This is a genomic window from Geobacillus proteiniphilus, assembly GCF_001908025.1.
Classification (GTDB): Bacteria; Bacillota; Bacilli; order Bacillales; family Anoxybacillaceae; genus Geobacillus; species Geobacillus proteiniphilus.
Genome location: NZ_MQMG01000002.1, coordinates 61,698 through 83,093 on the forward strand (window position 1 = coordinate 61,698; position 21,396 = coordinate 83,093).

20 protein-coding genes are annotated in these 21,396 nt (G+C 52.6%); 10 read left to right on the forward strand and 10 right to left on the reverse strand.

The window, feature by feature from the left end:
* Positions 1-95 precede the first annotated feature (95 nt).
* Positions 96-2,030: a beta-glucoside-specific PTS transporter subunit IIABC gene (locus BRO54_RS01430; protein WP_013524840.1), complete on the forward strand. Its 1,935-nt coding sequence runs from the start codon at positions 96-98 to the stop codon at positions 2,028-2,030.
* A 65-nt stretch (positions 2,031-2,095) separates the two neighbouring features.
* On the opposite strand, the gene BRO54_RS01435 is transcribed toward BRO54_RS01430, so the two are convergent.
* The 3 genes from BRO54_RS01435 to BRO54_RS01445 form a co-directional block, all read right to left on the reverse strand.
* Positions 2,096-2,395 (reverse strand): YwdI family protein, encoded by a 300-nt coding sequence (locus tag BRO54_RS01435; protein WP_025039370.1) that lies wholly within the window; start codon positions 2,393-2,395, stop codon positions 2,096-2,098.
* A gap of 13 nt (positions 2,396-2,408) precedes the next feature.
* Positions 2,409-3,098, reverse strand: a complete 690-nt coding sequence (locus BRO54_RS01440; RefSeq protein ID WP_013524842.1) for a uracil-DNA glycosylase — start codon at positions 3,096-3,098, stop codon at positions 2,409-2,411.
* A 170-nt stretch (positions 3,099-3,268) separates the two neighbouring features.
* Positions 3,269-3,652: a YkvA family protein gene (locus BRO54_RS01445; protein ID WP_074042891.1), complete on the reverse strand. Its 384-nt coding sequence runs from the start codon at positions 3,650-3,652 to the stop codon at positions 3,269-3,271.
* 128 nt (positions 3,653-3,780) lie between these two features.
* Between BRO54_RS01445 and BRO54_RS01450 the strand changes: the two genes are divergently transcribed.
* The 3 genes from BRO54_RS01450 to BRO54_RS01460 are packed head-to-tail and all read left to right on the forward strand — an operon-like array spanning position 3,781 to position 5,346.
* On the forward strand, positions 3,781-4,131 hold the full coding sequence (locus BRO54_RS01450) for an STAS domain-containing protein (RefSeq protein WP_074042892.1): 351 nt from the start codon (positions 3,781-3,783) through the stop codon (positions 4,129-4,131).
* Entirely contained in the window at positions 4,128-4,616 is a 489-nt protein-coding gene (rsbW, locus tag BRO54_RS01455) for an anti-sigma B factor RsbW (RefSeq protein ID WP_074042893.1), read from the forward strand. Before BRO54_RS01450 ends, rsbW begins: the two co-directional genes overlap by 4 nt.
* A complete protein-coding gene (locus tag BRO54_RS01460; RefSeq protein ID WP_074042894.1) occupies positions 4,576-5,346 on the forward strand; it encodes a sigma-70 family RNA polymerase sigma factor in 771 nt (256 codons plus the stop codon). Before rsbW ends, BRO54_RS01460 begins: the two co-directional genes overlap by 41 nt.
* Positions 5,347-5,395: 49 nt before the next feature.
* On the opposite strand, the gene BRO54_RS01465 is transcribed toward BRO54_RS01460, so the two are convergent.
* From BRO54_RS01465 to BRO54_RS01485, 6 genes are all read right to left on the reverse strand, one after another.
* On the reverse strand, positions 5,396-7,264 hold the full coding sequence (locus BRO54_RS01465; protein ID WP_139268030.1) for a SpoIIE family protein phosphatase: 1,869 nt from the start codon (positions 7,262-7,264) through the stop codon (positions 5,396-5,398).
* Between the two features lie 246 nt (positions 7,265-7,510).
* The gene (locus BRO54_RS01470; protein WP_074042896.1) at positions 7,511-8,146 is read right to left on the reverse strand and encodes an FMN-dependent NADH-azoreductase; all 636 of its coding nucleotides are present in this window, start codon (positions 8,144-8,146) and stop codon (positions 7,511-7,513) included.
* A gap of 177 nt (positions 8,147-8,323) precedes the next feature.
* Positions 8,324-8,473 carry a hypothetical protein gene (locus tag BRO54_RS19760; protein ID WP_161496639.1) on the reverse strand — a complete coding sequence of 50 codons (150 nt, stop codon included), beginning with the start codon at positions 8,471-8,473 and terminating at the stop codon, positions 8,324-8,326.
* A 515-nt stretch (positions 8,474-8,988) separates the two neighbouring features.
* Positions 8,989-10,371, reverse strand: a complete 1,383-nt coding sequence (locus BRO54_RS01475) for a glycine--tRNA ligase (protein WP_074042897.1) — start codon at positions 10,369-10,371, stop codon at positions 8,989-8,991.
* Positions 10,372-10,658: 287 nt separating this feature from the next.
* Entirely contained in the window at positions 10,659-11,489 is an 831-nt protein-coding gene (locus BRO54_RS01480; RefSeq protein WP_074042898.1) for a glycosyltransferase family 2 protein, read from the reverse strand.
* 225 nt (positions 11,490-11,714) lie between these two features.
* Positions 11,715-12,911, reverse strand: coding sequence for an MFS transporter (locus tag BRO54_RS01485; RefSeq protein ID WP_074042899.1), 1,197 nt, complete (start codon positions 12,909-12,911; stop codon positions 11,715-11,717).
* A 484-nt stretch (positions 12,912-13,395) separates the two neighbouring features.
* Between BRO54_RS01485 and BRO54_RS01490 the strand changes: the two genes are divergently transcribed.
* The 4 genes from BRO54_RS01490 to pstA all read left to right on the forward strand — a co-directional run bounded on the left by BRO54_RS01490 (position 13,396) and on the right by pstA (position 17,968).
* On the forward strand, positions 13,396-15,147 hold the full coding sequence (locus BRO54_RS01490) for a stalk domain-containing protein (protein ID WP_074042900.1): 1,752 nt from the start codon (positions 13,396-13,398) through the stop codon (positions 15,145-15,147).
* A gap of 56 nt (positions 15,148-15,203) precedes the next feature.
* The gene (locus BRO54_RS01495) at positions 15,204-16,064 is read left to right on the forward strand and encodes a phosphate ABC transporter substrate-binding protein (RefSeq protein WP_074042901.1); all 861 of its coding nucleotides are present in this window, start codon (positions 15,204-15,206) and stop codon (positions 16,062-16,064) included.
* 74 nt (positions 16,065-16,138) lie between these two features.
* On the forward strand, positions 16,139-17,071 hold the full coding sequence (gene pstC, locus BRO54_RS01500; RefSeq protein WP_074042902.1) for a phosphate ABC transporter permease subunit PstC: 933 nt from the start codon (positions 16,139-16,141) through the stop codon (positions 17,069-17,071).
* The gene (gene pstA, locus BRO54_RS01505) at positions 17,072-17,968 is read left to right on the forward strand and encodes a phosphate ABC transporter permease PstA (protein WP_074042903.1); all 897 of its coding nucleotides are present in this window, start codon (positions 17,072-17,074) and stop codon (positions 17,966-17,968) included.
* Positions 17,969-18,154: 186 nt separating this feature from the next.
* On the opposite strand, the gene BRO54_RS01510 is transcribed toward pstA, so the two are convergent.
* A complete protein-coding gene (locus BRO54_RS01510) occupies positions 18,155-18,712 on the reverse strand; it encodes a PTS sugar transporter subunit IIA (RefSeq protein WP_239691170.1) in 558 nt (185 codons plus the stop codon).
* Between the two features lie 153 nt (positions 18,713-18,865).
* On the opposite strand from BRO54_RS01510, the gene BRO54_RS01515 reads away from it, so the two are divergent.
* Entirely contained in the window at positions 18,866-20,101 is a 1,236-nt protein-coding gene (locus BRO54_RS01515) for a PucR family transcriptional regulator (protein ID WP_074042904.1), read from the forward strand.
* Between the two features lie 118 nt (positions 20,102-20,219).
* Entirely contained in the window at positions 20,220-21,353 is a 1,134-nt protein-coding gene (ald, locus tag BRO54_RS01520; protein ID WP_074042905.1) for an alanine dehydrogenase, read from the forward strand.
* The last annotated feature ends 43 nt before the right edge of the window (positions 21,354-21,396 follow it).

Consider the following 21,396-nt stretch of genomic DNA (forward strand, 5'->3'; position numbering starts at 1 on the left):
TCGGTTAGATTTTGGACAAGCTGGTCAGGGATCGCACAACATCGTCTTGTTGTGCGTCTCCTCTCACGAATTACTACTTTAAGGAGGGAAACGGCATGAAATACGAACAACTGGCAAAAACGATTGTCGATCTTGTCGGCGGGAAAGAAAATGTCATGAGCGTCGTTCATTGTGTTACTCGCCTGCGCTTCAAATTAAAAGATGAAACAAAAGCGGATACAGAAGCGCTGAAAAACTTGGATGGCGTCGTCACCGTCATGAAAAGCGGCGGCCAATACCAAGTCGTAATTGGAAACCATGTTCCAGAAGTATACAAAGCGGTTGTCGCGGTTGGCGGATTCCAGTCATCCGCGCCCATGCCTGCTCAAGAAGAAAAGAAACAAAATCTTTTTAACCGCTTTATCGATATCGTTTCTGGCATTTTTGCCCCAACGCTTGGCGTCTTGGCCGCAACCGGGATGATTAAAGGGCTTATCGCGTTATTCGTCTCGCTCGGTTGGCTCGATCCGTCATCGGGAACGTATCATATTTTATACGCGATTGGTGATGCGCTGTTTTATTTCTTCCCCATTTTTCTTGGTTATACAGCGAGCCAAAAGTTTGGCGGCACACCGTTTATCGGGATGGCGATCGGCGCCGCACTCGTCTATCCGGCATTAAGTGGGTTAACAAGCGGCAAAGCGTTATATACATTGTTTGCTGGAACAATGTTTGAGTCGCCCATTTATATTACATTTTTAGGGATTCCGGTCATTTTAATGACGTACTCATCATCAGTGATTCCCATTATCTTAGCTTCGTATTTTGCGGCCAAAGTTGAAAACGGATTGAAGAAAGTGACTCCGGATGTCGTCAAAACGTTTTTAGTCCCATTTTTCACGTTGTTGATCGTCGTACCATTAACCTTTTTAGTGATCGGGCCGGTGGCGACATGGGCTGGGAAGCTGCTGGGCCAGGCGACGCTCGCGGCCTATCATCTGTCACCTATTGTCGCCGGTTTGTTCCTAGGAGGCCTTTGGCAAGTACTTGTCATCTTCGGGCTTCATTGGGGACTTGTCCCGATTGGCATTAACAATTTGAGCACACTTGGCCAAGACCCAATTTTAGCAGTGGCGTCCGTTCCATCATTTGCCCAAATCGGTGCGGTATTGGCTGTTATGCTAATGACGAAACAACAAAAATTGAAAACGCTTAGCATCCCAGCGTTTATTTCCGGCGTCTTCGGCGTTACCGAACCGGCCATTTACGGTGTGACGCTGCCACTGAAAAAGCCGTTTATCATCAGCTGCATCGCCGCTGCTATCGGCGGAGCAATCGTTGGAGTCTTTAATTCTAAAATATATATGCTCGGTGGACTCGGCATTTTCGTCATCCCGTCCTTTATCGATCCGAAACAAGGCATGACGCTCGGTTTTTGGGGCTTCATCATTGCCATTATAGTCGCATTCGCCCTCGGCTTTATCTTAACGTTATTGTTCGGGAGACAAAAAACAACGGAGCACACGCCTTCCCAACCGTTGGATGGCCGGACAGCAAAATCCGAACGGGTTCAATCCGGCGGGGAAGTGATCGCCAGCCCGCTGACAGGGGAAGTCAAACCATTATCCATCATTGAAGACGCTGCGTTTTCATCCGGCGCGCTCGGCCAAGGAGTCGCCATCGAACCGGCGGAAGGCCGGTTATTCGCACCTGTATCCGGCACGGTCACCGCGCTGTTTCCGACAAACCATGCGATCGGCATCACGTCTGATGAGGGAACTGAAATTTTAATCCACGTCGGCATGAACACTGTTCAACTGGAAGGGAAATGGTTTACCGCCTATGTTGAGAAAGGAACGCGTGTGGAAAAAGGGCAATTGCTCATTGAGTTTAACATGGAAAAAATTCATGAAGCCGGATTGAAAACCGTTACTCCTATTGTCATAACGAACTTGACAGAACATACGGATTGGAGCGCCACCGACAAGACCCGCATCCAAGCCGGAGAACCGCTTCTTGTTCTTTGGCGCAAACAAGGACAAGCGGTTTAAAGGAGTTCTGTTGATCAAGAATCCCCGTGGAGAAGGCCGTTCCGCGGGGATTCGCTGTCCCACTCTCAGAAATCCAGCAACGACTCCCCGTTCGCCTCATCGTCAATGTCAGGGGAGCGTCCCCCGACAGAAACGGCTCCAAGCGAAAGCCCGCCAGCAACCGAAATCGGCCCGCCGACGACAAGCGGCCCGGCTGCGGCAGACGAAGCGGACGGCTGCGGATGGCTTGTTGCTTCCAACATCAAATCGCATAAAACGCGAATGGCGGCGACGTGTTCACGCACCCGCTGCAGGTCGTTCGTGGACCTCGCTTTCCGCAGCTCATCTTCCATCTTGGCGATAACGGCCGCAAACGAGATGGACATCATTCTCCCCTCCTTATTCAGCGCGGACGCCGATGTTTTCGATTTGCCAGTCGATCGGTTCGCGTCCGCATTTCATCAAAAACGCGTTCGTCCGCGAAAACGGGCGATGGCCGAAAAAGCCGCGCGCGGCGGAAAACGGGCTCGGGTGCGGCGCTTCAATAATCAGATGGCGCGGATTCGTAATCCGTTCTTTTTTCTCCTGAGCGTTCCGGCCCCAAAGCAAAAAGACGACCGGATCGTCTTTTTCATTGACGAGTTCAATGACGCGGTCGGTGAATTGTTCCCACCCTTTGCCGCGGTGGGAGTTCGCCTGGCCGCGGCGGACGGTCAGCACCGTGTTTAACAATAACACCCCTTGCTCGGCCCATTTCACGAGATAGCCGTTATCTGGTATGTAGCAACCAAGGTCATCATGCAGCTCTTTAAAAATGTTCACCAAAGACGGCGGCACCGGCACGCCCGGCTTGACGGAAAAACTAAGCCCGTGCGCCTGCCCCGGGCCATGGTACGGATCTTGCCCGAGCAGCACGACTTTGACGTTTGCATACGGTGTATAATGAAGGGCGTTGAAAATATCGTGCATATCGGGATAGATCGTCCGCGTTCGGTACTCTACTTTTAAAAATTCGCGCAGCTTCAAGTAGTATGGTTTTTGAAACTCCTCTTCAAGCAACGGAGCCCAGTCGTTTTTGAGAATCGGCATTGCGAGCAACTCCTTTGCCATCGGCTTTTTTCCTTTTATCATTGTAACCAAAAAGACCCCAGCGTCAAAGCGAAGCGAATGTTCAGATTGAGGCAACCATAGCGAAACCTGTTTCCCCAACAGGAAATGCGCCAATCCCCTGCCGCAGCCATAAAAAATTGAAGAGAAAATCAAAATGTCCACGAAATCAACCAGCGGAGCAGCCAAGCGCCAAGCAGCACGTATAAAAAAATGATCAGCGCCCCAGCGGCCCAGTTCGTCGGCTTGCCGCGCTTAGCGAGCTCTTCCGCCCGCGCCCGGTGTTCGGCAACAATGTCCTTAGGCAGCCATTTCAGCGCCAAGTAAATACCGAGTGGCACAAGCAGCAAATCATCGATATACCCAAGAACCGGAACGAAATCGGGAATCAAATCGATCGGGCTGAACGTATACGCCACAACGACCAGCATAAACAGCCGCAGCCAAATGGAAACGCGCCGATCACGAACCGCAGAATACAAGACAAATATGTCTCGTTTCAGCGCCCTTGCCCATTCTTTCCACTTTGTGAACATCGCGTTCCCCTGCCCTTTCCTGTTTCATATAGTATAAAATATGGGTATAGTAGTGTAAACATTGCAAGGTCGACAACCTTCCCGTACCATCATGAAACCGACTCATCGATCATGTGAGGTGAACAACCATGGATAGGAAACGATTTCATGTTGTACACGAAGAACAGCCAGACCGTCATGTTGTATACATAAAAGGGGAGCTTGATCTAGCGGCAGCGGAACAGTTTCAACACGCCGTCGAGCCGCTCGCTGGTGATGCGTCGAAGCCGCTCGTCATCCGCCTTGAAGAATTGACGTATATCGACAGCACCGGCATCGGAATGTTTGTCGCGCTATTAAAAACGCGAAAAAAGCAAGGGGCGCCGTTTGCGATTGAGAACGTACCGCCGAAAGTGCAACGCTTGTTTGATTTAACCGGTGTATCCTACTTGTTTTCGACAATGAATGACACGACAGAAAGGATCGAGGGGCAATCATGAAAGAGCATGAAACCGTCGTACAGCTGTCGATGCCAGCCGATGCGCAGTTTATCGATGTCGCGCGTTTGACGCTATACGGGCTGGCCGCTAAGATGGGGTTTTCCTATGAAGAGATTGAAGATATGAAAGTGGCTGTCTCAGAAGCGTGCAACAACGCTGTTTTGCATGCGTACAACGGAAGGGGTGGCGTCATTCATCTTCGCTTTGAGATGCGCGCCGATGCGCTTTCGATCATCATTAAAGACGAGGGCAAAGGGTTTGATTACAAACGGGCGGCGAAACAGGCAGCGCCGCTGTCCGCGAAGCCTCTTGAAGACGTCAAAGCTGGCGGCCTCGGCCTGTTTTTGATGGAAGCGCTCATGGACGATGTCACCGTCACCACAAAGGGCGGAACGGAAGTCCGCCTGACGAAATTCCGCCATCGCGGCGAAGGAGAGCATGCCCATGACTCTATATCCCCCTCCTCTGTCCAAGAGCAAGCTTGACGCCCTCATTTCCGCCTATCAACAAACAAAAACGGAAGAAGCGGCGACCGCCTTGCTCGTGCGCTTCGAGCCGCTCATTGCGGCCGCAGCGAAAAAAATGGCGCGCAGCCGCCCTGACTTTTACGAAGACTTGTTTCAAATCGGACGGCTGTCGTTTTTGCGCCTCCTCGATCATTATGACCCGAGCCAAGGTGCAAGCTTTGAGTCATACGCCATGAAAAGCTTGATCGGCTATATGAAAAACTATTTGCGCGACAAAGCATGGTACATCCAAGTGCCGCGCAAGGTGAAGGAAAAAGGAAGCAAAGTACAGCAGGCGATCGATGAGCTGACCGTCAAGCTCGAGCGTTCGCCGACGATCGATGAGATCGCCGGCCACTTAGGCTTATCGGTCGAAGAGACGATCGAAATTTTGGCCGGACGGGACCATTACCAAGCCGTTTCGCTCGATGCCCCGGTGCAAGACGGGGAAAAGGATGCGACGACGATCGGTGAATTCGTCGCTGATGAAGCGAACGAAATCGAGTCACTGATCGAGCGAATGGATTTAGAGCAAGCGATCGGCAAACTGAGCGAGCAAGAACGAATCGTCATCGACGCCATCTTCCGTCGCGGGGAAACGCAACGCTCGTTAGCCGAGAGGCTTGGCGTCTCGCAAATGACAATCAGCCGCATTCAAAAGCGGGCCATCGCGAAATTGAAGCGGCAGCTCGCCGCCTATTCGCCATAACGGTCAAACATTGCGCCGCCGGACGCATCAAGCGGTCGAACAGCCCATGCTAACGGCGGCGCAGCAGCAACAACGTCTGGTCATCTTTTTGTTCGTATTGATGATACGCTTGAATATGCTCGTACAACTCGCGCACGATCTCCGGCGCCGGCTGATCAAGGTTGACGCGGGCGACCATCGCGGCGAGAACGGAAAAGTCATCGTCCGCCTCTTCGGTACGCTTTTCCGTCACCCCGTCGGTGTACAGCAGCACAAAATCACCTGGTTCGAGCACAACCGATTTGGTCTCAAATGAAAATTGCGGAAACAAGCCGAGCGCGCAGCCTTTGGCGCCTAGCGGCACGCATTGCTTCGTTTTCGCCCGATACCAAAGCGCCGGTTCGTGTCCGGCGCACGCGTACGAGAACGTATGCGTTTTTTCGTTGTAATTGCCGACAAACATCGTGACAAACATCGACGGCTCGGTGTAGTCGTAGGCGAATCGGTTCAGCAAGTCAAGATACACGTGCGGCTGCGTTCCGTAATGGACGGTCCGGTCCAGAATAAATTTCATCAGCGTCATGAGCATCGCCGCTGGAATGCCTTTTCCCGATACATCGGCAATGCCGACGGACACCGATGTTTGATGGACAGCAAAGTGATAAAAATCGCCGCTCAACACTCGGGCAGGGACGCTGAGGACACCGATGTCGATGTACGAAGGCAAGTTCACTTTCGAAGATGTCTGCAAAAGCGATCGCTGCATATTCGCGGCAAGCGACAGTTCAAAGTCGAGTTGTTCGCGTTCACGCTCAAGCCGCTCTTTCTCTTTTTTCTCCGTCATGTCGCGCAAGACGGCGACAAGCCCCGCCAGCGCACCGTTTTCCAACACCGGTGCCAGCGTATAACCGACCGGCAGGCAGACGCCGTCGCGGCGGCGAAACGGCTCCTCCTCGACGCGAATCACCTCGCCGCTTTTCAGCCGTTTGACGACGCGGCGCAGCTGCTTCCAATCCCACTTGTCGCCGTCTGGCCCCGCGAGCGAGACAAACGAAAACAGCGGCTTGCCTTTCGCCTCTTCTAAAGTGGCGCCGATCAACCGGCTCGCCTCCGGATTCATCCAAACGATCTGCCCGTCGCGATTCACCATCAGCAATCCTTCTCCAAGGGCGTTCGCCATCATCTCGAGCTGTTGTTCACGGTGCTTCAGCTCCACGTACGGCTTTTCCACCGTTTCCACATACATGGCGCGCACGACATACAAAAATCCAGCCATTTCATAAAGCTGCCCCCACAGCCCGTACCCGCTGCCAAGCATGAGCAACCATTGGCCGAGGGCAAATAATAGAAGCGCCATAGACCAGTATAGGGAAGCGGGAGCCCTCCCTTGCCGAAAACGCCGCCATGCGAACACGGTCGCCGCTGCATCAAGCAAACCGACCGCTCCTTCCCCTGCGCGCCACCAAAACGGCCAGCGGCTCGTCCCATGCGCCGGCCAAAACGGGGACGTGATGTGGATGAACAAACTAACAGCCGCCGTATACAAAAACGCGGCCAAAAACGCCTGCCAGCGTTGCCCGCTTTGCCGTTCCATCACCTCATCGGGCCGTGAAAAGAGAAAGAGCAGCCCCCAAGCAAGCGTAAAGCGGGCAGCGAGCGAAAACAGCGCCGCCAAAACGTCAGCCTCTGTGAAGGAAAGGACAAAATGAACAGAAAAGAGCGCCCCCGCAGAAAAAAACAACGCCCCCATCATGAGCCGCTCTGTTGACAGCGTATGCGGAAATACGGCCCATCCTTGCAAGGCGACAAGCCAACAGACGACGACAGCGGCAAACCCTAAAGAAAGAAGAATAGGATGATAGAATTCGAGCAAAAGCGGCAGATGACCGCCAGCGAACAGAAGCAGGCCAAACAGCCCAGCCGCCAGCGTTGCCGCCATGCCGTGCCAACGCGCTGGCTGATATCGTTGATCCTTGTTCACAAATGGTGAACCTCCACTCCTCACTGCTATATGGCTTATTATACCATAACGTTGGACGTCAAGCGCATACGAACGTCGCCGCCTCCTCATTTTCGCTTCCGCCGCTGGAACAACAAAAAAGAACGCTCTCTAAACAGAGAGCGTCCTCAATCGCGGTCATTTCCCATGCAATTTCGAAATCGCCAACCTGTTCAAAGCGTCTCATTAGAACGTGTGAGCCAAGTCTTTCGCCCGGGCGATGGCGTTCGCTTTAATTTCTTCCGCCTTTTCCGGCATCGCCGCATGCCCTTCGACAAACAGTCCTTCAAACGACGGAACACCGAAAAATTGCATGATGACGCTTAAGTAACGATGCCCCATTTCCATTTCTGCCGCTGGGCCTTCCGAATAGAAACCACCGCGCGCTTGAATGTGGAGCGCTTTTTTATCGGTAAGCAATCCGACCGGCCCTTGTTCCGTATATTTAAAGGTCTTGCCGGCGACCGCCACCGCATCAATGTACGCTTTCAACACCGGTGGGAATGAAAAGTTCCACATTGGGGTAACGAACACGTACTTGTCAGCGGAAATAAATTGGTCGCACAGCTCGTTCATCCGCCCGACTTTCGCTTTTTCTTCGTCAGACAGCTCTTCAAACGATTTCCCGGAGCGAAGTTTGCCCCAACCGCTGAATACGTCGACGTCGATTTCCGGAATGTATTCTTTATATAAATCGAGATGGATCACCTCATGGTCCGGATGAACTTGTTTGTACGTCTCAATGAACGCCTTTCCAACCGCCATGCTGTACGATTGCGTATCGTCGTGAGGGTGGGCGGTGATGTACAACACTTTTACCATGATGCATACTCCCTTTCTTTGCTGGTGTCGCCATTTTAGTCACTAAAACGGCATACATTTATTTTTAAATCAAATATCTTTAATACGAGATATAATTATATAAGGAATCGAGACACTTGGCAACCGATTTGGCTCAAAAAAAATTGCCCTAGGTAAAGGCAATTTTGGCGTGGATCGTTATTCGCTTTGTTCAACAACAAACGGGTTGCCGCTGATTTGTTTTCGTATTTCATCCGTAAGCGTAAACGGCTCATTTTTGACAGCGCTTTCACCTTCGCTGCCAGGCAGATGCCCGCTTCCATCGTAGTAGATCGGTTTCCCTTCCATAATGTTTGACCCCCTCGATTGTTGTAGGATGCAAGAACTAGTCTACACTTCTATGTTACCATTTATCATAGTTCCGAAAGAAGACTCCAGCTTCAAGCGCGTGAATGGCGCAGCCCAGCGATAAGCGGGAGATGAATTTCGGTTGGCGTCAGCCAAAACACATGATAAAATAAATGTGTATCATGTTCTTTGTGAACTGGATATATGGGGTTGCATGGAGAAAATCCAATGCGAAAACCAAGCTAAGCCTTCCATGCGTAAAATATCCAAGGCGCGAAAGAACTCCGAATCGTCGGATGCCTAGGGTTGGGACGACCCGAAGTTACGCTCAGGGAGACGAAAGGCTGCTTTCGTCGTGGAACTGAGAAGCTCCCACTTCAAGCAAAGCTAAGTGGGGGTAGTTCACTCAATGAAAGTTGGATGATTTTTTGAAATTTTGCTTAAAAAAGCGGTTCCGTTTCCATTCCCCTTTTCACAAAAAAACCGAGGCTTCATCGATGCCCCGGCGTTTTTCATTAAAAGGCGATTTTTTGATCCAAAAAAGCTTTTAGGTCGCTGATCGGCAGCCGCACTTGTTCCATCGTGTCGCGGTCGCGCACGGTCACTTGGCCGTCTTGTTCAGACTCGAAATCGTATGTGATGCAAAACGGCGTGCCGATTTCATCTTGACGACGGTACCGCTTGCCGATCGAGCCGGTTTCGTCATAGTCGACCATAAAATGTTTCGCCAGCTCTTCGTAAATGCGGCGCGCCCCGTCAGCGAGCTTTTTCGACAACGGCAAGACAGCCGCTTTGTACGGCGCAAGCGCCGGATGCAAATGCATCACCGTCCGGGTCGTGCCGTCTTCAAGCTGTTCCTCGTCATAGGCGTCGATCATAAACGCAAGCGTGACGCGGTCGGCGCCAAGCGACGGCTCAATGCAGTACGGGATGTAGCGTTCGTTCGTTTCTTGGTCGAGATAATGGAAGTCCTCGCCCGAGTATTCCATATGCCGCTTTAAGTCGTAATCAGTGCGCGACGCGATGCCCCACAGCTCGCCCCAGCCGAACGGGAAATGGTACTCGATGTCAGTCGTGGCGTTGCTGTAGTGGGACAATTCTTCCTTCGCATGGTCGCGCAGACGGATGCTGTCCTCCTTCATGCCAAGCGACAGCAGCCACTCCTTGCAAAACTGCTTCCAATAGTCAAACCATTGCAGCTCTTCGCCCGGTTTGCAGAAAAACTCGAGCTCCATCTGCTCAAATTCGCGCGTGCGGAACGTAAAGTTGCCCGGCGTAATTTCATTGCGAAAGCTTTTGCCGATTTGCGCGATGCCAAACGGCAGCTTTTTCCGCATCGTGCGCTGGACGTTTTTGAAGTTGACGAAAATGCCTTGCGCTGTCTCTGGGCGCAAATAAATTTCGTTGGCGCTCGACTCGGTGACGCCTTGGTACGTTTTGAACATTAAGTTGAACTGGCGCACGTTCGTGAAATCGCGGCTGCCGCATTCCGGGCAGGCGATATCGTATTCCCGGATGAGCTCATCCATTTTCGCGAGCGGCAAACCGTCGACGATCATCTCGATCCCTTTTTCCTCGAGCGCCTTCTCAATCAACTTATCGGCGCGATGACGCGCTTTGCACTGTTTGCAGTCGACCATCGGATCGTTGAAGTTGCCTAAGTGGCCGGACGCTTCCCACGTTCTCGGGTTCATTAAAATGGCGGCGTCGAGCCCGACGTTGTACGGCGACTCTTGGACGAATTTTTTCCACCACGCCCGTTTAATGTTGTTTTTCAGCTCAACGCCAAGCGGGCCGTAATCCCACGTGTTCGCCAGCCCGCCGTAAATTTCCGACCCCGGAAAAACGAAGCCGCGATGCTTGGCATGTGCGACGATTTCTTCCATTGTAACAGCCATCGTGTTCATCCTCCTTCAATGTGATGTCCAACAATCAAAAACGCCCTCGCCCCTAGGCCTGACGCCTAGGGACGAGAGCGTAGCTCCCGCGGTTCCACCCTAGTTGATGCGCCGACAGCGCATCCTCTTTTTCCGTTCCCGCTCCGGACTGCCGTTTCATTAACCGTCTTCGCCGGGCTTCCACCGTCCCCGGCTCGCTTGGGAAGAGAGGGTTAACTACTATTGATCCGTCATCGCGATCCATATATGATTTTGTCTACTATCATAACAAACCCCAAAACCTTTTGTCAACGCCATCCTGCCTTTTTTTGCATCCAAAACCGTGACACGATTGGCTGACCGTTCCAAATGACTTCGCTGTCCGCCCGGCGCTTCGCGACTTCCGGCTCGTCAAGCAAGAGCCAAAAGTTTTTCACCGGCAAGTCGCCGAGCCCATGCTTCTCGCAAAGCCGCCGCAAATATTGGCGCCGCTTGCCGCCTACCTGTCGCGACACGTTGTCGCCGTCCGGGCTGAACGCATACAAGACCGTCGCCGCTGCGACACGCATGACGCGACAGACGACCGCCGCGCGCAAAAAGAAGTCCCAATCCCAATAATGGTGGACAGACGGGTCAAAGCAACCGATCTCGTCATGGAGCGATTTTCGATACACGCTTCCAGACGGGACGTACGTCGAAAACGTCCGCATCGCTTCCAAATCATACTCATAGGCAAATAAAAAACGGGCGGATGGGACGCGCTGATCGTTTTCCACCCGATACTGGACAATTTCCGCATCGGCATAGGCGAAGTCCGCATGCTCGAGCGCCGCGACCATCCGCTCGAGATGGCACGGCAACACTAAGTCATCGTCGTCGCAAAGCATGATGAGTTCGCCGCGCGCCGCCTTGACGCCTACGTTGCGGGCCGCGACATGTCCTTCGTTGTCGCGGCGGTCGATGAGACGGATGTCAAGCTCCGGGTACAAGGCGACGACATCATGAACCGGGACGCCGCCGTCATTGACGATGATGACCTCAAACGGCTTGTACGTCTGCCGGCTTAACGACTCGAGCAGCTCGGCAAGCGGATACGGGCGATTGTACGTCGGAATAACGACGGACACGGACGGACGCAAGATTGATTCACCGCCTCTCGCACTGGCTTTCCCCTTGGCGTCCGCGGGCGTCGATGCGCACACCCACAGAAAGCTTGTCCAATCAAAAAAGGGGCTTACCCTTAAGGTACCGCCCCTGCCGTTTGTTTGTCAATTTCGGCTTGCCTCCCCTAACGAGCGCCACGAACCAAAGCCCGCAACTCTCATTAGAGATCTGTCTTAGAATGTCCCTTACAACGATTTTACTCATGCAAGCTCCTGCTGCTTCGTCTCGCTGCCCAACACCGCGACCGCCAAAACGGCGACAAGGACCGATAGACAAAACAGCGTGAAAATGGCCGTCACCGACACGCCTTGGGCGACAAGCGAGCCGACCAACAGTGGGCCAAAAATGCCGCCAATGCGTCCAAACGCCGCCGCCATGCCCGCACCAGTGGCGCGAATCGACGTCGGATACTGCTCCGGCGTATACGCATACAGCGCTCCCCAAGCGCCAAGGTTGAAAAACGACAAGAAAATGCCGGATGCCATCAGCCCGACGAGCGACTCGGCCGTGCCGAAAAAGTAAGCGCTCAATGCTGTGCCAAGCAAGTACGTGACCAAGACAAATTTCCGCCCCGCCCGCTCGATCAGCCATGCGGCGCTGAAATAGCCGGGCAATTGCGCCAGCGTCATGATGAGCACATATTCAAAGCTTTTAATTAAACTAAACCCTTTCATCACCATGACGCTCGGCAGCCATAAAAACATGCCGTAATACGAAAAGACGACGCAAAACCAAAGCAACCAAAGCATGACCGTCTCTTTCCGATGGGGAGCGGACCATACTTTGACGATATTGCTCCACACCGTCTCCTCTTTTTGCGCGGCCGCAAACCGCGGCGAATCGGGCAGGCGGAGGCGCAAATAGATCGCATACAGCGCTGGAATCGCCGCCAGCCATAACGCCGTTCGCCATCCGTAAGCTGGTATGACGAAATACGAGATGAGCGCTGCCAACAGCCAACCGCCAGCCCAAAAGCTCTCAAGCAGCACGACAACCCGGCCGCGGTCGGCAGCCGGCACCGCCTCCGAAACGAGCGTTGACGCGACCGGCAGCTCGCCGCCAAGCCCCATGCCGATCAAAAAGCGGAGCGCCAAAAACGCCGCTAGCGTCGTCGTCAGCGCCGACAGCCCGCTGCCGATCGAGAACAGCAACAATGTGAAAATAAAAACGTTTTTCCGGCCGATCCGGTCGGCAAGCAGCCCGAACACGAGCGCTCCAACCGCCATGCCGATCGAGTTGACGCTGCCGATCCAGCCGACTTGGCCGGCCGTCAAATTCCAGTCTTTTTGCAAGGCCGCCATCAAAAACGACAACATGCCGACATCCATCGCGTCAAACAGCCAGCCAAGGCCGGCTATGCCTAACAGCTTGCGCTGGGAAATCATCGGTTCGTTCATGTGCATCCTCCTGTCATTATTAGTGTCAAGACATATTTTCATTATATAAAGAAGATCGGCTGCCTGTGAACCCGTATGCTCTTCTGATTTCTTTCCCAGCACTTTTCGCCAATAGTTCTTTTCTACTATGGATGGACAGGAGAATTTCAAGCGGCTCAAATAGTTTGCCCGATCATGCCATGATCATCATGACTGCCATATGGCGCTCGAACAGGGGCCTATCTTCTGCAATGATTTCATCCCTTGAACGCTCTCCCACTTACGCTCACGCGTGGAAGTGGGGGTCTTCTCGGTTTAGGATGATAAAAAATTTACGTTCATTATACATAATATTAATAAATTTCCAACAAATAAAAACAGTATGTTCATATTTCTCAAATATAATGGGTTATGCTGACAAGAAAAAATGCTTATGTAGAAAGGGGGATCACTACTATTGCTTACGCCCGTTCCTTTTTCAAAAGGAAATGAAAGGAGGTTCATAATGAAGAAAATCATCGCCGGGGCAGTCATGGCGTCTGCTCTGCTTGCAGGATCGCCTTTGCCGGGGACAAGCCTCGATGGACATGTTTATGCAGCAACTTCAGCCAAAAGCGTCATGTCCCGTTACCCCGTGAATGTCAATGGGAAATTGGCGACAATTCGTTCGCTCCACCATTCGGGAGTTGCCTTGTTTGCGGCGAGTGATCTAGCCAAGCTGTTTTCCGCGAATTGTACGTATGACAAGGCGCATCAAAGATACGAAATCCGTCGGACATCCCCGGCGATACGCATCGTTTTACAAGCCGGGCAAAACAAAGCGTTTGTCAATGGAAAACATTTCTCGTTATCCATCGCACCCCAACGGTCAGGAAAAGAGTTGTACATTGATGCAAAGCCGATCGCTGAACTTTTAGGCGGCCAATGGCAAGCGGAGAACGGGATCGCCGTCGTCTCGACGTCTGGCAGCTTCCGTTCATTCAGTGAAACGTGGGAGTTTGACGGCTCTCCGTCCGTCATTCATGGCGTCGCCTTTCAACACGTATCTTTTTATTCAGTGTACGATATTGCCGCCGCTTTCGGCGCCGCCGTTCACGTCGACAAAAAAACGAGCATGGTCAAAGTGACAAAGGGCAAACGGACGGTTCTCTTCCACCCATTTAGCTATACCTTGAACGCCAACGGCAAAAAAATGACCATGCCTATTGCACCGTTCATCCAAAAAGGGGTGCCGTACGCCGATCTGCCATCAATCGTCCGCGCATTAGGAGGAGACATCGATGGACGGTTCATCGCCATCGCCGGGCTGATCAAAGGAATGAGCACCCATCCGCAATGGGTGGATCAAAACACGTTGCTTATCAGCCGACCGGACGATTCCACTTCGCTGCTTTTGGACATTCGTTCGAGAACCGCCATTCGATCCATTAGCCAAATGGATCTCACTCTGTCGCCTGACGGGAAGCAAGCGGCCTATGTCGATGAAAACGGCCATTTGTTTGTCATCGATTTGGCTTCCAACGTCGTCAAACAAATCGGCGACGACGATGAGGTGAAAACCGATCTCGTTTGGTCCAACGACGGCCGCTCACTCTATTGCATTTACGGAAGCAACAATGAGGCAGTCGCTGTCGCGTCCCTAGATACAGGCAGCATCAACAAATTGATCGACGACAAAGTGAAATATAAAACCGACCTTCGTCTATCCCCGGATGGAACGAAGCTGTTGTACACGGTTGCCAATGAAGGAAAAACAAACTACACTGACGATCAAAAAACGGATGTTGATTCAATTGATACAAGCGGGACGGATCCGCAGCTGTTTCTCGTGGATCTCTCCTCTCCGAACAAACAGCCGACGCCATTAACATCGTCGCCGGACAATAAAGTCGACAGTGCATTTCTTTCTAACAATGAAATCGTGTATGTAAGTGCGATCGACGATGAAGCCGCTCGGCCGTCATTAAAATGGACTAGAAACGGAGAAGAGCAAACACTGCTTGCCGACCAGAACATCATTGACGCGGTCGTTGTCAAAAGCCGGATCTATGTCGCTCTTGAAACGAACGGCATCTACACAATCCGCATCTTCGACCCGTCCACAAAATCGTGGACAACCGCAGGAAGTACGAAAAACGAAATCACCTCGATCGCGCCGTCACCATATGACAATCAAATCGCCGTGACGATCGCGACCGAGAACGGGGAAAAAGTATCGATCCTCCGCAACGGACGCTGGATCGATATGACGAAATGATCATGGAAAAACAAGGGTCTCCCAGGCCGCTAAAATTGATCACGGAGGGATATGCCATGAAACGAACCACACTATGGAAACGGATGGCTGCTGCTGTTCTTTCATCAGCTTTGCTGATTGGCGCTGCCTTTACGACTCAACACCGCGCTGACGCCGCAGAAGTATCCGGAAAAATCGTTATCGCCGGCTCCACCGCTTTGCTGCCGTTAACCCAACAGGCGGCAAAAGAATTTAAAAAGAGTCATCCGAAAGTGAAAATTGTAGTCTCCGGATCCTCGTCAATCGCCGGTCCGCAATCCGTCGCCAAAGGCGTCGCGACCATCGGCGCATGCGATTGGGACGCGACCCGAGCAGTCGGAGGATTCCCTGCTTACAAAGGATTAAAAGCATACAAAATCGCAAAAATTCCGTTCGCTGTCATCGTCAACAAAAACAATTCCGTGGACAATCTATCAGTCCAACAAATTCAAGACATTTATGAAGGCAAAATCACCAACTGGAAGCAAGTCGGCGGGAAAGACGAAGAGATCGTCGTCATCAACCGCGCGAAAGGTTCCGGGACGCGCGTCAATTTTGAAGACAAAATCATGGACGGGCATGCCATCAAAACATCCGGAGACAACTACAAAGAAGTGCAAAAATCAGGGGATATGGTCAATGCTGTTTCTTCCAATCCAAACGCCATCGGATTTGTCGACTTGGCCTATGTCAAAGGCGGAATTAAAGCGGTCAGCATCAACGGCGTAAAAGCGACAACCGCCAACGCCGCCAGCGGGAAATACGTGTTCTACGGCTATGGCTACTTATTGACAAAAGGCGAAGCGAAAGGGGCCGACAAAGCATTTATCAATTATATCCTAAGCAAAAAGTTTCAAAACGGCTCTTTGAAAAAACTGAAATTTATCCCTGTGAAGTAACAGAACACAACTCAGCCTCTCCTTCCCGGCGGAGAGGCTGATTTTTCCGCCAACAGGGGAAGGGGGATGCGCAAATGGAGAAACTATCGCCGGATTGGACTGACGCAACGAACTTGTTGACGGCCCGCCGTCAAAGCCGCTGGGCCGCCAAATATGCCGCCGACCGCTTTTTCCGTTTTCTATGCCTTGGAAGCATCATATTCCTTGGCGCCGTATTGGGCGCCATCGTTCTATTCGTGAGCGAAACCGGTTTTCTCGTGTTTCGGGACGTATCACTTTGGGAATTTTTCTTCTCCTCCCGTTGGGACCCGGAACACGGCAAATATGGAGCTGCCGTTTTTATCGCCGGTACATTGTATTTAACCTTGGTGACCCTGCTGATCGCAACGCCGATTTCGATTTGTGTGGCGGTGTTTATCGCGGAAATCGCCCCGCCATGGCTGCGGCAATGGCTTCGCACACTGCTTGATTTATTGGTCGGCATCCCATCGATCGTCTACGGCTATTTAGGGGCCACCTTGCTCATTCCATGGATCCGCGAACACACGGGGGCCCCGGTCGGCGACGGATTTCTCGCCGCCGCTATCGTTTTATCCATCATGATTTTGCCGACCATCACCCGCATTACTGATGACGCCCTCTGCGCCGTTCCAAACGAATGGCGGGAAGCAAACTATGCGCTTGGGGGAACAACATTCCAAATGATCGTCCGAGTGGTGCTCCCAGCTGCGAAATCAGGCATTGCCGCCGCCGTCATCCTCGGCATGGCGCGCGCCATCGGTGAAACGATGGCCGTAGTGATGGTAATCGGCAACGTGGCCCAATTCGGCTTTGACTTGGTCACTCCGACCAGCGTGTTGACCAGTCATATCGTGATGCAAATTTTAAACGTCGATTTTCAATCGACCACCAACCACGCTCTTTACATGATGGCGTTTTTGTTGCTTTTGATTTCGATTTCGCTCATTATGGCCATTCGCCGTTTGCGGCTGAAAGGAGGGCAATAAATGAATGAGCTGGTTTCTGTTCCAAGCAAAAAAATGGGGCGTTTCCGCACCCGCCGCACGATCAACAAACTTATGCTTGGGCTGATCAGCGCCGTTTCCTTATCTATTTTTTCCTTGATTTTGGCTCTTCTTTATACAATTGTCCGGAAAGGATTGCCCGACATCGATGTCCATTTCCTTGTCGGGTTGCCTGAAGAAATCGATGCAGGCGGCGGAATCGGCCCGTTTTTATGGAATTCGCTTTATATTCTCTTTTTATCCCTTTTCCTATCGCTTCCAATTGGGATAGGCGCCGGCATCTTTTTGGCTGAATACGCACCGCGCACCCGATCCATGGAATGGGTCCGCGGCGCCATCGAAAGCTTGGCATCGGTTCCGTCGATTGTGTTTGGGCTATTCGGCTACGCTCTATTCGTGGAATATTTCCAAATTGGCGTCACCATTCTGGGGGCAGCTGTCACGCTGGCTTTATTGAATTTGCCCGTTTTGGCCCGCGTCACGGAGGAAGCCGTTACAGCCGTGCCATCAACATGGCGGGAAGCCTCTTTCGCTTTAGGCGCCACCAAAACGCAGACGATCTTAAAAACCGTTCTCCCTGCCGCTGCCAGAGGTATTGTAACCGGCGTCAGCCTCGTCGCGTGCCGCGCGTTCGGCGAATCCGCCATTATTTTATTGGTCGGGGGAACATCGGCATCCGGGGAGATGTGGGATTTTCATCTTCTTTCGGAAGGGGCAACGCTCCCTGTCCACTTATGGTATATCCAGTCCGAAGCGCTCGTCGCTGACGCGCAGGAAATTGCCCAAAAAACATCCGCCCTCCTCGTGGTGATCGTTTTGCTCCTTAGCTTTGCCATCCGCTTTCCGCTATGGCTTACACAACGCAAAAAGCCGCGTTGACCCATTTTTCCGACAAAGCGGCTGTTTGGGGAAAGGGAGCATCGATTCATCGATCAGCCTGACGCTAGAAAAGGTGTCCCGATCCTTTTGGGACACCTTCTTCTCACTTAGAAGGGGCATTTATTTCTTTTCGCCAATCTTTTCTGTGAACTACTCCAACTTAGCTTTGCTTGAAGTGGGAGCTTCTCAGTTCCACGACTTGTCGTCCGGATGCGGGAAAAAACCGCACAGTAAGTGTTCCTTCGCCGCCCTTATTTCATCTTCACTTGAAATTAAGGCCGTATCCCCTTTTGCCGCCGCTCCCTCAGCTTTTTTCTTGAGGTTCTCAAGGGCATCACCATTCGTGATGATGATCGGCGTCACCGCGCTTTTCGCTTTCTCGCGCACAAGCGGCAAGTCGATGGAAAGAAGCCGATCCCCCCGTTTCACCCGGTCGCCGGCTTTGACATAGGCGAATCCTTCCCCATTCATCGACACGGTGTCGATGCCGACATGGATGAGCAGTTCCACACCCGCTTCCGAACGCAAGCCGATGGCGTGTTTCGTCGGAAAAAGCTGAACGATTTCGCCATCGACCGGAGCGACGACATCCCCATCCGCCGGATCGATGGCGAGGCCATCGCCCATCATTTTTTGCGCAAACACCGGATCCGGCACGTCTTCAAGCCGCATGATCGTCCCGTCGAGCGGCGCGGTGATCGTCTCTTCCTTCGGCTGTTGCTTGCCAAACCATTTTTTGAACAAAGCGTGTCATCCTCCTCCTTGGCCAATCCCTTCTTCCCTTCATTCGACAGAAAGCGCAGCCATTCCTTTCTTTCATCATACAATAACGGTGGTGGATTCACATTTATGATAAAATGAAACTACAAATCATATGGACGATGCGAGGGAGCCAATATGTCTTATGATACCGACCCGTTCCGCGGCGAATTTGACAGTCTTGAAGAGTTTGCCGACCGCGTCAGCGACGTGCTGAAATGCCCGGTAACGATCGAAGACGCGAACCATCGGCTCATCGCCTACAGCGCCCATGATGATTACACCGACCCGGCGCGGACGGCGACGATCATCAGCCGGCGTGTGCCGGAAAAAGTGATCAACAGCTTATGGAAACAAGGCGCCATCCCAGCGCTGCTCAAAAGCCGCGAGCCGGTGCGCGTGCCGCCGATTCCAGACGTGGGCCTCGGGAGCCGCGTCGCTGTCTCGATCTGGAAAAACGATGAGGTGATTGGCTTCATCTGGGTGCTCGAAACAAACCGGACGCTTTCGCCCGAGGAGATGGAATGGCTGAAGCTGGCGGCGAAAGCGGCGAAAAACAAAGTGTTGCAGCTGTATATGCGCAAAAACAAAAAAGAAGAGCGGGTGCAAGAGCTGTTTTGGAAGCTGCTCACCGGCCACATCGCGCGTGAAGACGAAATCCACGCTCATCTCGCCGCGATGCAAATCCCGACCGCACCGCAGTTTGCCGTTGTCGTCTTCCGCTTTGCCGCCGATTTGACCGCCGAAATGGAGCGGCAAATTTCCTACCTATTGCAAACGACCCAGCAACTCCCGCTCCTTCTTTATACGACCGACGGCCGCGATGTGATTTTGCTGGCGGCGCCCAAAACCGACCAGCCGCTCAAAGAGCTGAATGCGTTCATCGAGTCGTTCGCCGCCAAAATGAAAGAACGATTTCACATCCACGATGTACAATGCGGGTTTGGCGGCGTGTATGGCATTTATCGCCTCATTGAAAAAAGCTACCGCGAAGCGCTCGCCGTCCTGGCGCTGAAAGAAAAGCTCGGCGATGAAATCAAGTCGGTTTACGGCTATGCCCAGCTTGGCATTTACCAATTTTTTGATTTTTTGCTTGAACAAAAACGGCAAGGGGAATGGACCAACCCAGCGTTAACGAAGCTGCAATCGTACGACCGCAAACATCATAGCGACTTGGTGAAAACGTTTGAAACGTTTTTTGACCATAATCAAAACGTGCAAGAAACCGCCGACGTCCTCAACGTTCACCCGAACACTCTTGCTTATCGGCTCAAGCGGATCGCCGACATCGCCGAGCTTGATCTCCATGACATGAATCAAAAAATTAAATTATACATTGATATTAAATTAGCGAAATACGAAGCGCGCGGTTGAATTTGTGGAAATCCACAAAAGCCGGGCGCTTCTTTCTCTTTTTTGAACAATGCCCGGCCCGTTCCCTCTCTTTTATACTATTAAGTAAGGCCACTTCTGACGAGGAGGAACGATATCCATGATTATTGGAGTGCCAAAGGAAATCAAAAATAACGAAAACCGTGTCGCCATTACGCCGGCTGGCGTTTTGTCATTCGTTCAAGCAGGACATACGGTGCTGATTGAGAAAGAGGCAGGGGTCGGAAGCGGTTTCATCGACAGCGATTACGCCCGTGCCGGCGCACAAATCATCGAGCGGGCGGAAGATGTTTGGGCGCAAGCCGATATGGTGATGAAAGTGAAAGAGCCGCTGCCAAGCGAATACGGCTATTTCCGCCCAGGTCTCATTTTGTTCACCTATTTGCATTTGGCCGCCGACCCGGAGTTGACGCGCGCCTTAAAAGAAAGCGGCGTCATCGCCATTGCCTATGAGACGGTGCAAGTCGGCCGCACGCTGCCGCTGTTGACGCCGATGAGCGAAGTCGCCGGACGGATGGCGGCGCAAATCGGAGCGCAATTTTTAGAAAAACCGTACGGCGGCAAAGGCATTTTGCTTGGCGGCGTCCCAGGCGTCGCCCGCGGCAAAGTGACGATCATCGGCGGCGGGGTCGTCGGCACGAACGCAGCGAAAGTCGCCGTCGGCCTCGGGGCAGATGTCACGATTATCGACTTGAATGCTGACCGCTTGCGCGAGCTTGACGACATTTTTGGCAACCAAATTACGACGCTCATGTCCAACCCGATGAACATTGCCGAGGCGGTCGCAGAGGCCGACCTTGTCATCGGCGCTGTCCTCATCCCAGGGGCGCGGGCGCCGAAGCTCGTCACCGAGGACATGGTGAAAGCGATGAAACCGGGCTCGGTCATCGTCGATGTCGCCATCGACCAAGGGGGCATTGTCGAGACGAGCGACCACGTCACGACACATGACAACCCGACGTACGTCAAACACGGCGTCGTTCATTATGCGGTCGCCAACATGCCTGGCGCTGTCCCGCGCACATCGACGATCGCTTTAACGAACGTCACGATCCCATACGCCTTGCAAATCGCCAATAAAGGCGTCATCCAAGCCATCGCTGATAATCCAGCTCTTGAACTTGGCGTCAACGTCGCCAACGGCGAAATTACGTATGAAGCGGTCGCCCGTGACCTCGGTTACCGCTACGTCCCGGCCCGCGAAGCGCTCGGGAAAACGCTAGCTGCCAACTAACCGCTGGTTGGCGCGGCCGGCAACGCGCGCTGTCGGCCGCCTG

Excerpts from the sequence above, each read along its gene's own strand:
- ald (WP_074042905.1), top strand. The coding sequence starts at position 20,220 with ATGATTATTGGAGTGCCAAAGGAAATCAAAAATAACGAAAACCGTGTC.
- BRO54_RS01490 (WP_074042900.1), top strand. The coding sequence starts at position 13,396 with ATGAAGAAAATCATCGCCGGGGCAGTCATGGCGTCTGCTCTGCTTGCA.
- BRO54_RS01515 (WP_074042904.1), top strand. The coding sequence starts at position 18,866 with ATGTCTTATGATACCGACCCGTTCCGCGGCGAATTTGACAGTCTTGAA.
- BRO54_RS01470 (WP_074042896.1), bottom strand. The coding sequence starts at position 8,146 with ATGGTAAAAGTGTTGTACATCACCGCCCACCCTCACGACGATACGCAA.
- pstA (WP_074042903.1), top strand. The coding sequence starts at position 17,072 with ATGAATGAGCTGGTTTCTGTTCCAAGCAAAAAAATGGGGCGTTTCCGC.
- rsbW (WP_074042893.1), top strand. The coding sequence starts at position 4,128 with ATGAAAGAGCATGAAACCGTCGTACAGCTGTCGATGCCAGCCGATGCG.
- BRO54_RS01495 (WP_074042901.1), top strand. The coding sequence starts at position 15,204 with ATGAAACGAACCACACTATGGAAACGGATGGCTGCTGCTGTTCTTTCA.
- BRO54_RS01485 (WP_074042899.1), bottom strand. The coding sequence starts at position 12,911 with ATGAACGAACCGATGATTTCCCAGCGCAAGCTGTTAGGCATAGCCGGC.
- BRO54_RS19760 (WP_161496639.1), bottom strand. The coding sequence starts at position 8,473 with ATGGAAGGGAAACCGATCTACTACGATGGAAGCGGGCATCTGCCTGGC.
- BRO54_RS01440 (WP_013524842.1), bottom strand. The coding sequence starts at position 3,098 with ATGCCGATTCTCAAAAACGACTGGGCTCCGTTGCTTGAAGAGGAGTTT.
- BRO54_RS01445 (WP_074042891.1), bottom strand. The coding sequence starts at position 3,652 with ATGTTCACAAAGTGGAAAGAATGGGCAAGGGCGCTGAAACGAGACATA.
- pstC (WP_074042902.1), top strand. The coding sequence starts at position 16,139 with ATGGAGAAACTATCGCCGGATTGGACTGACGCAACGAACTTGTTGACG.
- BRO54_RS01465 (WP_139268030.1), bottom strand. The coding sequence starts at position 7,264 with ATGGCGGCAACGCTGGCGGCTGGGCTGTTTGGCCTGCTTCTGTTCGCT.
- BRO54_RS01460 (WP_074042894.1), top strand. The coding sequence starts at position 4,576 with ATGACTCTATATCCCCCTCCTCTGTCCAAGAGCAAGCTTGACGCCCTC.
- BRO54_RS01450 (WP_074042892.1), top strand. The coding sequence starts at position 3,781 with ATGGATAGGAAACGATTTCATGTTGTACACGAAGAACAGCCAGACCGT.
- BRO54_RS01430 (WP_013524840.1), top strand. The coding sequence starts at position 96 with ATGAAATACGAACAACTGGCAAAAACGATTGTCGATCTTGTCGGCGGG.
- BRO54_RS01475 (WP_074042897.1), bottom strand. The coding sequence starts at position 10,371 with ATGGCTGTTACAATGGAAGAAATCGTCGCACATGCCAAGCATCGCGGC.
- BRO54_RS01435 (WP_025039370.1), bottom strand. The coding sequence starts at position 2,395 with ATGTCCATCTCGTTTGCGGCCGTTATCGCCAAGATGGAAGATGAGCTG.